This window comes from Streptomyces sp. NPDC127100, from assembly GCF_042724095.1.
In the GTDB taxonomy this organism is placed as follows: domain Bacteria; phylum Actinomycetota; class Actinomycetes; order Streptomycetales; family Streptomycetaceae; genus Streptomyces.
Window position 1 is genome coordinate 1,912 of the sequence record NZ_JBHXFL010000056.1, and the last position, 9,124, is coordinate 11,035.

8 protein-coding genes are annotated in these 9,124 nt (G+C 76.6%); 7 read left to right on the top strand and 1 reads right to left on the bottom strand.

Annotated features, from left to right (window positions below):
- Nucleotides 1–105: 105 nt before the first annotated feature.
- A complete protein-coding gene (locus tag ACFWJB_RS31945) occupies nt 106–3,438 on the bottom strand; it encodes a CHAT domain-containing protein (protein WP_386926574.1) in 3,333 nt (1,110 codons plus the stop codon).
- A gap of 285 nt (nt 3,439–3,723) precedes the next feature.
- Between ACFWJB_RS31945 and ACFWJB_RS31950 the strand changes: the two genes are divergently transcribed.
- The 7 genes from ACFWJB_RS31950 (at nt 3,724) to ACFWJB_RS31980 (ending at nt 9,123) form a co-directional block, all read left to right on the top strand.
- A complete protein-coding gene (locus ACFWJB_RS31950) occupies nt 3,724–4,317 on the top strand; it encodes a hypothetical protein (protein ID WP_385471716.1) in 594 nt (197 codons plus the stop codon).
- A 178-nt stretch (nt 4,318–4,495) separates the two neighbouring features.
- Nucleotides 4,496–5,212: a hypothetical protein gene (locus tag ACFWJB_RS31955; protein ID WP_385471719.1), complete on the top strand. Its 717-nt coding sequence runs from the start codon at nt 4,496–4,498 to the stop codon at nt 5,210–5,212.
- Nucleotides 5,212–5,898 carry an RES family NAD+ phosphorylase gene (locus ACFWJB_RS31960; protein ID WP_386926577.1) on the top strand — a complete coding sequence of 229 codons (687 nt, stop codon included), beginning with the start codon at nt 5,212–5,214 and terminating at the stop codon, nt 5,896–5,898. Before ACFWJB_RS31955 ends, ACFWJB_RS31960 begins: the two co-directional genes overlap by 1 nt.
- Before the next feature lie 80 nt (nt 5,899–5,978).
- Nucleotides 5,979–7,088: a macro domain-containing protein gene (locus tag ACFWJB_RS31965; protein WP_385471725.1), complete on the top strand. Its 1,110-nt coding sequence runs from the start codon at nt 5,979–5,981 to the stop codon at nt 7,086–7,088.
- 196 nt (nt 7,089–7,284) lie between these two features.
- The gene (locus ACFWJB_RS31970) at nt 7,285–7,515 is read left to right on the top strand and encodes a hypothetical protein (RefSeq protein WP_386926579.1); all 231 of its coding nucleotides are present in this window, start codon (nt 7,285–7,287) and stop codon (nt 7,513–7,515) included.
- Nucleotides 7,508–8,278, top strand: coding sequence for a VWA domain-containing protein (locus ACFWJB_RS31975; RefSeq protein ID WP_386926581.1), 771 nt, complete (start codon nt 7,508–7,510; stop codon nt 8,276–8,278). The genes ACFWJB_RS31970 and ACFWJB_RS31975 overlap by 8 nt, the downstream gene beginning before the upstream one ends.
- Nucleotides 8,275–9,123, top strand: coding sequence for a protein phosphatase 2C domain-containing protein (locus tag ACFWJB_RS31980; RefSeq protein ID WP_386926583.1), 849 nt, complete (start codon nt 8,275–8,277; stop codon nt 9,121–9,123). Before ACFWJB_RS31975 ends, ACFWJB_RS31980 begins: the two co-directional genes overlap by 4 nt.
- Nucleotide 9,124 lies beyond the last annotated feature (1 nt).

A 9,124-nucleotide genomic window follows, 5' to 3' on the forward strand; every position in this document is an offset into this window, starting at 1 on the left:
GGGGCCCCGGTTTTTTCTTCGCCCCCGCCCCCCCCCCGCTGTGTTCGCGGGGGGCCGGCCGGGGGGGGGCGGGCGGGCCCCCGCCCCCCCCCCCCGCCCCGGCTCTCAGCCGGCGGCCGAGGAGGCCCGCGTCGTACCGGGACCCGGATGGCCCTGGTGGATGAACGCGGCCCAGGCCGCCGGGCGGTCCAGCACCGGGCCCTTGCGCAGCTCGGCGAGCAGGTCGCCGCCGAGCGACGCCGGGGCGGTGCGCCTCGGGTCCAGCATCCACATCTGCGCGGCCCGGAGCGCGTCGACCGGACTGCGGCCCTCGACCGCCAGGTGGTGGTGGAACACGGCCATCATCAGCGCCGAGGCCGAGTCCCGGGTGGCCCAGCGCGAGCCCACCACGTCCCGCGCACCGCCGGCCACGAACGCGGTCGTCAGGGTGAGCGCCTCGTCATGGTCGCGCCGGCTCAGGTCCGTCTCGCAGGCACTGAGCACGACCAGCGGGCCGTCCGGGGCGTCCCGTACCCCCGCCCGGCGGCCGAGCAGCCGGGACACCGTCAGCAGGCCGGGGTTCGGCGACGCCGGTGACCCGTCCCCGTCCGGCGCCGGCTCGGCGCGGCCCTCCGGGTACGCCAGTTGCAGCGCGGACGCCGTCGGGCTCGGGCCGGCCGAGCCGTGGCAGGCGACGTGGAGCAGCGACGGTGTGCCGGCGAGCAGCGCCAGGACCTCGTCGGGCGTGCCGGCGGCCAGGCGCTCCGGGGGCTCGTCGAAGATCTCCCCGCACAGCCGTGCCCGGGGGTAGAAGACGTCCCGCAGCGCCCTGACCTCGACGTCGGCGTGGACGAGGTCCATGGTCGGGTCGGCCACCAGGACGGGATCGTCCCCCGGGACCCGCCGGGCGCGGCGGACCGCGTCCAGGAACTGCCGGCCGGACGCCGCGTAGCTGAACACGATCGCCTGGCAGGCGTACGCGTGCGGTGCCCCGGCCGGGAGCCGTGCCGCGTGCCAGGGGACGATGCCGAGGCGCCCGCACGGCACCAGGACGATCCTGGGCGGGCCGGGGCGGTCCCGGCGCCGGTTCTCGTTGGCGGCGAGACGTTCCGCCAGGCCGGTCATGACGGGCACCACCACCGCTCCGGTCGCCCAGTCGCACAGCTCGGACAGGGCCTCCTCCCACGCGGCGGTGGCCGCGGGATCCCGGGGCTCCGCCTGGTGCCGGGCGGCCGCGTCCAGGTACCGCTCCAGCGGGCCGCTGTGCTCGCCGGAGAGCAGGGGCAGCGCGCGTACGCCCGTGCCGGTGTCCGGCCCGACCACGATCGCCATGCCCGGCACGGTGCCCTCGCCGGCCAGCAGGTAGACCAGCGCGTCCGCGTCGCCCTCCGCGACACCGGCCTTGAGGTCCTCGACCGTCGGCGTGCGGAACAGCGCGCCGCCCGGCTCGCGGTGGCCGAGGGCCTCCAGCGCGCGGCGCCGCAGCGAGCTGGGCAGCTCGCGGGGAAGCACGCCGGACCGCCCGGCGGACGCGGTGTCCGCCTCCCGCCACTCCCGGGCGAGGTCGTGGTGCCCGCGGGACTCCAGCAGGTCGGGCACGGCCCGCGAGGTGGACGCCGCCTGCAGCACCAGGGCCCGGCCCAGCTCCAGCGCGGCCACGGCCTCCTCGACCCGGCCCTGCGACGCGGCCCAGATCGCGGCCCGGATGCCGCGGTCGGCGCCGGACCGGGCGGTGAGCAGACCGTGGTCGGGGCCGTCCTGCAGGACGACGTCGCCGGCCAGTGCCTGGAGGGACTCCAGCGCCGCGTCCGTGGCGGCGTCCCGGTCCGCGGGATCCTGGGTGCGTTCCAGACGGAGTCGGTGGTTCTCCGCGAGCTGCCACAGGGCGGGGGCGGCGATCTGCGGCGACCGGCCCTGCCGGACGCGGTCGCGGACCCGCCCCAGTTCGTCGATGGCGGCGTCCAGGTCGGCCGGATCCCCGGTCGCGGAGTGCCGCATCGTCGCCGCCAGGGCGGAGAGGAAACGGGTCTCCGTGGAGGCGTCCGCGGCGGGAGGGACGTACGCGGGCATCTCGTCCGGCGTACCGCTCACGACGGCCCGGGCCGTGCGCAGCGTGTCCCGGAACGTCGAGGCCAGCGCGTCCGGGAGCCCGAGGGACGTGGTGGGCACGCTCGCCAGGATCTCCTCCTGGTGGGCGAACCCGCGCATGAGTGCCCCGGTGTCGTGGGTGAGCGAACCGAGGCTGGTCAGCGCGGCGCCGAGTGCCAGCCGCACCACCGGGCGGAACGGGTGACCGTCCGGGGCGGACCGCTCGAGGTCCTCGAGTTCGGCCACCAGCGCCGTGAGGTCCGCCGCGGACTCCGCCTCCTCCGCCTCACGCACCCGGGTGAGCAGGTTCATCGCCCGGTTGCCGATCAGGAGTCCGGCGGCGGCGGGGTCGGACGCCGCCTGCCGTTCGAAGTGCTCGGTGACCCGGCTCGCGTGCTCGCGGGCGACGTCCGTGTCCTGGTGGCCGCCGCCCAGCGGCTGCCCGGCCTGGAGCACCAGGCGCATCAGGTTCTCGATCTCGGGGGCCCGGTCGTGGCCCTCCGGCAGCCGGTCCAGGTCCGTGCCCAGCCGCCGGAGCAGCCGGCTGACCTGTTCCGGGTCGCCCGTGCGCAGGGCGTCCGTGGTGCCGAAGATCGCGGCCAGCCAGGAGCCGGCGATCGTGCTTCCGGCATCGTCGTCGGCCTCGGGGTCCGTGGGCGTGGCGGCGTCCGGGGGAGGCTCGGGCAGGTCCTTCGCCAGGTCCACGAGCATCCGGAGCTGATCGGCGAACGGGAAGCCGTCGGGCAGCATGGCCAGCAGCCCCTCCGGGTCGGAGAAGTCGTTCATCGCCGGATGGCCCAGCAGGTTCCGCATCAGCGTGAGCTGCTCCAGCAGTTCCGGCGGCAACGGCAGCTGCCCGGCGTCCGCGGCCTCGCCGGCCAGCGCGGCGAGCCTCGCCGCTTCCTCGGCCGCCGCCCCCGGCCCGAACTGCTGGGCCCGGTCGAAGACGTGCCAGAAGTCCGGAGCGGCCCCCGGCGTGCCGACCGGCATGGAGGACTCGGAGACGGTCATCAGGAGCAGCGCCGCCATCTGCCTGTCCTGCGCCGTCACCGCCTCGCCCGCGGGCGTCGAGGGGTCCCGTGCCTCGGTCAGCAGGTGCCGCGCGCGCTCGCGGTCCTCCGGCGTGCCGTTCCCGGTGGCGTACCGGACGGCCAGCAGCCAGCCGAGCCGTACCGTGACCAGGCCGAGGAGCGGCCGGTCGTGGTCCAGGAGGTCGCGCAGACCCGACAGTTCGGCCACCGGCCCGTCGAAGTCGCCCGGGGACACCGTCCCCTCGCCCGTCCGGACGGCCAGCCGGGCCGCCCGTCCGACCGCGTCCTGCGCCCAGAGCCGCAGCCCCCGGACGCCCCCGTCCGCCTCGTCGTTCACCATGCTCGCGTGCCCCCTGTCCGCCGCGGGACCGTACCCGCCGGCTCACCGGCCCCCGTGGCCCCATGATGGCTCCGCCGGGGTTCCCGCGGAACGGCGATCGCCCCAACTCCCGCGAGACGCCCGGAAATCGGCCAGGAGGCGCCCTGCCCCGCCCGTCGGCGGCCGCGGTGGTCGGCGGCGGGGCGAACACCGGTCGTCGTCCGGGCCGGGGCTTCCCGACGCCGGTGACCTGCTGCTTCGCTGGTCCCGGCGGAACAGCGGAGCGAGTACGGGGGAGGCGGCGGCGTGGATCTCGGGGGAGCGGCCGCACCGGTCGCCGCGGTCGTCGGAGTCGTCGGGACGCTGCTGTCCGCGCTGCTGACCCAGCGCGCGGCGGACCGCGGCCGGCAGCGCGAGCAGGAGCGGGCCGAGGCGCTGCGGGAACGGCGCGGCGAGGAGCGGGAGCGGCGGGCCTGCTACGTGGCGCTCAACACCGCCGGCCGGCAGTATCTCGCCGCGCTCACGGACCAGTTGCACGCCCTGGACCGCGCCGAGGAGCTGCCCTCCGCGCGGCAGCGGCTGACCGGGGCCCGCGACCAGTACCGGGACGTGTACGCGGAGGCGCAGATGCGGCTGCCGCAGCGGGTGCTCGGGCACGCGGCGGAGGTCAGCCGTCACCTGGGCATCGTGTACGGCATGGTCCGGCGGCTGGACGACGGCGTACCGCGGCCGGGGGAGTCGTCCGCCGCCGCGCAGGCGGGCATCGACGCGCTGTGGGAGCGGCTGCGGGAGATGCGGCGCGAGATGCGCGCCGATCTGGGCGCTTCCCGGGCGGATCCCGGGCGCCGTACCCGGGAATCGGGCGGAACGGACCACCGGGCGCCCGGCGGGTCGGCATAGTACGGACCGGCACGCTGGAGCCGGACCCGGCCGGGACCGGGGCGGCCCGACGAGGCGGACGGCCGGGAGGCGCGTCGACGCCCCGGCACGCCCAGGGGCGGCGCCCGGACACGGAGGGAAGCGAGGACGCGGACATGAGGGACGGCACGGCACACGGCACGACGGAGAGGGGGAGCGCGTGAACGGCGACGACACCGGCGGGAACCGCGGCGGCGCGGCGGACCGGCTGCTCGCCCTGATCGGCGAACACCGGGACACCGTCCGGGACGGACTCGACGACGAGCAGTACGCGCTGCTGCTGACCAGGCTGGCCGCGCTCGCCGACGCGCCGTCCGACGACATCCGGGCGGTCCGCAGGGCTTTCCAGGGCGTGCGCCTGGCGCTGCTGCCGCTGCCGCTGGACCATCCGGTGCGCGCCGCGCTGGACCCCGTGCGCCTGGTCACGGCGCCGCCCGGGCCGTCCACGGTGACCGGAGCGCGGGAGCTGATGGCCCGGCTGGTGATCCCGGCACCCTCCACCGGTACGGAGCCCGGCGGCGGTGGCGCGGCCGGCGACCCCGCGCAGGACGAGCTGCTGAGGACGCCGGCCCTGTCCGCCGACGAGGCGCGGGCCCGGTGCGGCGGCACGGCACCGCCGCCCGAGCTGATCAGACTGACGGACGCCCGGGGCGGTGACCGCTACCCGGAGTTCCAGTTCGGCGCGGGCGACGGCAGCCCGTACGAGGTGGTCCTCGAGGTCAACCGCGTGCTCCTCGCCGACGTCGACCCCTGGGGCGCCGCCGCCTGGTGGCTCAGCGGGAACAGCTGGCTGGGCGGGACACCCGCGTCGCTCCTCGGCCGGCTGCCCGACGGCGAGCTGGTCGGCGCGGCCACGGCACTGGCGGAGGGGGACTGATGAGCGGCTTCTTCCCCACCACGCCGTTGGAGCTGCGCCCCAACCGGCAGGTGGTCCCGGCCGGCACGGAGCTGTGGCGGGTGCACAAGTCCCGCTACGCGCCGGACCAGTTCAACCCCAACCTCGCGGACGTCCACGACCACATGGTGGGCAGCCGCTTCGACGGCACGGTGCTGGACCCGTACCACTCCCTGTACCTGGCGGCCGACCCGACGACGGCCCTGGCCGAGAGCGTGCTGCGCTCGCGGCCCTACGACCCGCGGTTCAGCATGCGGTACATCCCCTGGATCACCGTCCGGGGACGGTCGTTGAGCGCCCTGCGCACCAGGTGCGACCTGTGCCTCGTCTCGCTGGTCGGGGAACGGGACCTGGCCGCCGTCTGCCAGGACTCCACGCTGCTCGAGGACGAGCGGAACTATCCGCAGGCCAGGCGCTGGGCGAGCGAGATCCGCGCGCAGGCCCCCGACATCGTCGGTCTGGTCTGGCAGTCGCGGCGCAACCGGCCCGAGCAGGCGCTGGTGCTCTTCCACGACCGGGTCGGGGGCTGCGCGGGCTGCGACGGCAAGCCGCTGGAGGTGCTGCCGGACGCCGGCATCGCGGACCTCGGCTCCGACGCGGGCATCGACCGGGCGAACGAGCTGCTCGCACAGCTCCGTTCGGAGATCTCCCGGCCGGAGCGCCGCTAACGACCGGGGCGGCGCGGCCCCGCCCCCGGGGCCGGTCGTCCCGCTTGTCCGGGTGTGAAACCCGGTGCCATCGTGAGCGCATGGTTTCGACTCCTCCTGACCACGCGTCACTTCACAGCGACCTCAGGGAGGTCAGACGCGCGGGCCTGGTCCGGCTGCGCGGGCGTGCGCTGCCCGCGCTGGAGCCGGCCGCCGAGGCGGTCGGCGCGGGCGCCGCCCGCACCCCGGGTGCCGCCGTCGAGGCGCTGCTGCGGCTCGCCGTGTCGCGCCTGGACGCGGGCACCCTGCGCACCGCCGCCGAGTACACCCTCGGCCTGGCGCAGGGCACCAGGGACTGGCCCGCGTCCTCCCGCCGCGCCAGGGCGGCCGCGGTGTACGGGGTGAGCGTCGAGCGGTTCCGCAAGGACCACGAGGTGATGGTGCTCGGACAGATCGCCGAGCACATCGTGCTGCTGATGGCGGAGGCGGCCGGGGCCCCCGCCGCCGCGCCCGCCGCCGACGGCGGCACCGGCACCCACCGTTCCGTGGCGGCCAGGGTCGCCGGCCGGGACGTGCGGCTCACCCTCCACGTGCACCCCGCGGACCTGCTGCGCGACGTGGACGTGATCGTCTCCCCGGCCAACGTCTACTTCGCGCTGCCCGAGTCGTACAAGTCGTCGGTCGCCGCGTCGCTGCGCCGGGCGGCCGCCGTGCGCGGCGTGACCGGCGAGGTCCTGGACGACCCGGTGCGCGACGAGTTGCGGGCCTGGGCGGACCGGCAGGGCACGTCGGGCCGCGCGGTGCTGCCCGGCACGGTGGTCGCCACCGGCCCGGGCGCCCTGGCGGAACAGGGCGTGCGGCGGATCTACCACGCCGCCGTCGCCGTACCGCGGGCCGGCACCAACGACTACGACGTGCTGCCGGCCGACGTCACCCGGGCCGCGTCCCGGGCGCTCGCCGTGCTGGCCCGGGAGCACGACCGCCACGACCCCCCGCTGCGCTCGGTGTGCTTCCCGCTGCTCGGATCGGGGCGCGGCGGACTGCCGTACCACGTCAGTCTCGCCGCCGTGTGGGCGGCGCTCGAGGCGGAACTGGCGCGCGGGGCGCGGTGGGACGTCCACTTCCTGGTGCGCACCGCGGAGGCGGCGGCGGTGGTGGAACGGATCCAGGCCAGGATCCGCCCGGCCCGCGACCAGCGGCCGACCGGGTGACCCGGTGCAATGGAAGGGTGCCCCGGTCCGCACGGGAAGGTGTGGGAGGCGCCGGCGAGGGCGCGTGAGCGCACAGGGGAGTGCACGGGGATCTTCGGGGGCGCACGGGGAGCACTGGGAGGTGTCGGAGGATGTCAGCACCACTTATTTCCGTCGTGCCAGGGACAGTTGACGGTCCGACACCTAACGTGGGCGCATGAGCGGCGGGATGCGGGAGTGGGCTCTCGGGGCGCCGGGCCGGATCGTCACCTGGCCGATGCCCGACACGTACGTACTGGTCGAAGGTGTGCTGCTGTGCATGCGCCCGGACCCCCCGGGAATGCCGCCGGGAACGGAGGTCGTCGTGGGCACCGACACCGCGGGGCACCGCCTCGTCGCCCGAGGGGCCGCGCCGGGGACCGGGGACGGGCGGCCCGCGCATGAGTGAGTACGGCTTCGGGTTCGCGGAGGGCTTGGACGAACGGCAGCCCGTCGTCCTGCTCCTCGACACGTCCGCCTCCATGGGGCGGCCGGCCGGCAGCCCCCGCATCGACGAACTCAACGACGCGCTGACCCGCTGGTTCGCCGAGGTCAGGAGGGAGCCGAGACTGCGCACCCGGGTGGAGGTCTGCCTGATCGCGTTCGACTCGCGGGTGCGGGTCTTCGATCCGGTCCGCGGCACGATGGCGCCGGCCGGGGAGACCACGGCGGACCGGCTCTTCGTGCCGGTGGACCGGATGCGTCCGCCCCGGCTGGAGGCGTCCGGGCTCACCCGCATGACGGAGGCAGTCGAGACGGCGCTCGACCTCGCCCGGGAGCGCTACCGGTCGCTCCAGGCACAGTGCGTCCAGGTGCGGCGCCCCATCCTGTGGGTGCTGACGGACGGCGCGCCGAGCGACGCCGAGGGGCGGCGGATGGACCCCGCCGCCCTGGCCGGCACGGCGGAGAAGGTGCGCCGCGGCGAGGAGCGGGGCGAGTGCGTGTTCCAGGCCGTCGGAGTGAGCGGCGCCGACCTGGAACTCCTCGAGGTCCTCGCACCCGAGGGCACGCTGATGCTGGACGGCCTGAGCCTCGAGCGGATCCTCGAGCTGATGTTCCTGAGCTCGGACCGCAGCACCCCCCACCAGACCCCCGACGACATGCGCAGGGAAGCGGCCAGGCTGGCGGAACGGCAGCGGCGTATGCAACTGCTCGAGGAGCGGTTCCAGTGATCGTCGCCGGGGCCGTCGTCCAGGGCACCGGACACCTGGCCGCGGGACGGGGATGCCAGGACGCCTTCAAGGCGGTCGACCTGGGGGACGCGGCGGTCCTCGCCGTCGCGGACGGCGCCGGCGGCCGTGAACGCAGCGCGCTCGGCGCCCACATCGCCGCGGACACGGCCTGCCGGGTGCTGGCCGAGGACGCCCCCGGCCCGGCGGACTCCCCGGAGACCTGGACCCGGTGGACCGCCGCGGCCGGCGCCCGGGTGGTCGCGGAGTACGTGCGGTCGGTGACGGCCGTCCTGCGGGCGACGGCTCCGGCGCACCGGCCGGACCCGCCGGACCCGCCGGACGCCGGCACGGTGGACACCGGCGCCCTCGCCGCCACCCTGGCCGCCGCCCTCGTCCGGCCGCCGTGGGCGGCGTTCGTCTCGGTCGGCGACTGCTTCGGCACGCTCCTCACCCGGGAGGCCGCCACCGCCGCGGAGCCGGAACCGGCCGAGCGCTGCCACCTCGTCCTGCCGCCGCCCGGACCCGGCGCACCGGAGCCGGTCTTCCTCTCCTCGCCCGGGGCCGCGCTGCGGGCACGGACGTTCGTGGTCTGGGAGCCGGACCTCAGCGGCGTCGTCCTCGCCACGGACGGCTGCGCCGCGCTGACCCTCGACCACCCCTCCGTACGCGGACTGCCGCCGGAGGCCGGGCCGTTGCCGTCGGAGCGGTTCTTCTGCGGGCTCGCCGCCACCCTCCGCGCCAACGGCGGGGACGCCGAGCCCCTGCGGGCCCTGCTCTCCGGGCCGGGGGCGGCCCGAACCGGCGACGACCTGACCGTGCTGTGCGCCCTGGCCGGCGGGAGGTGAC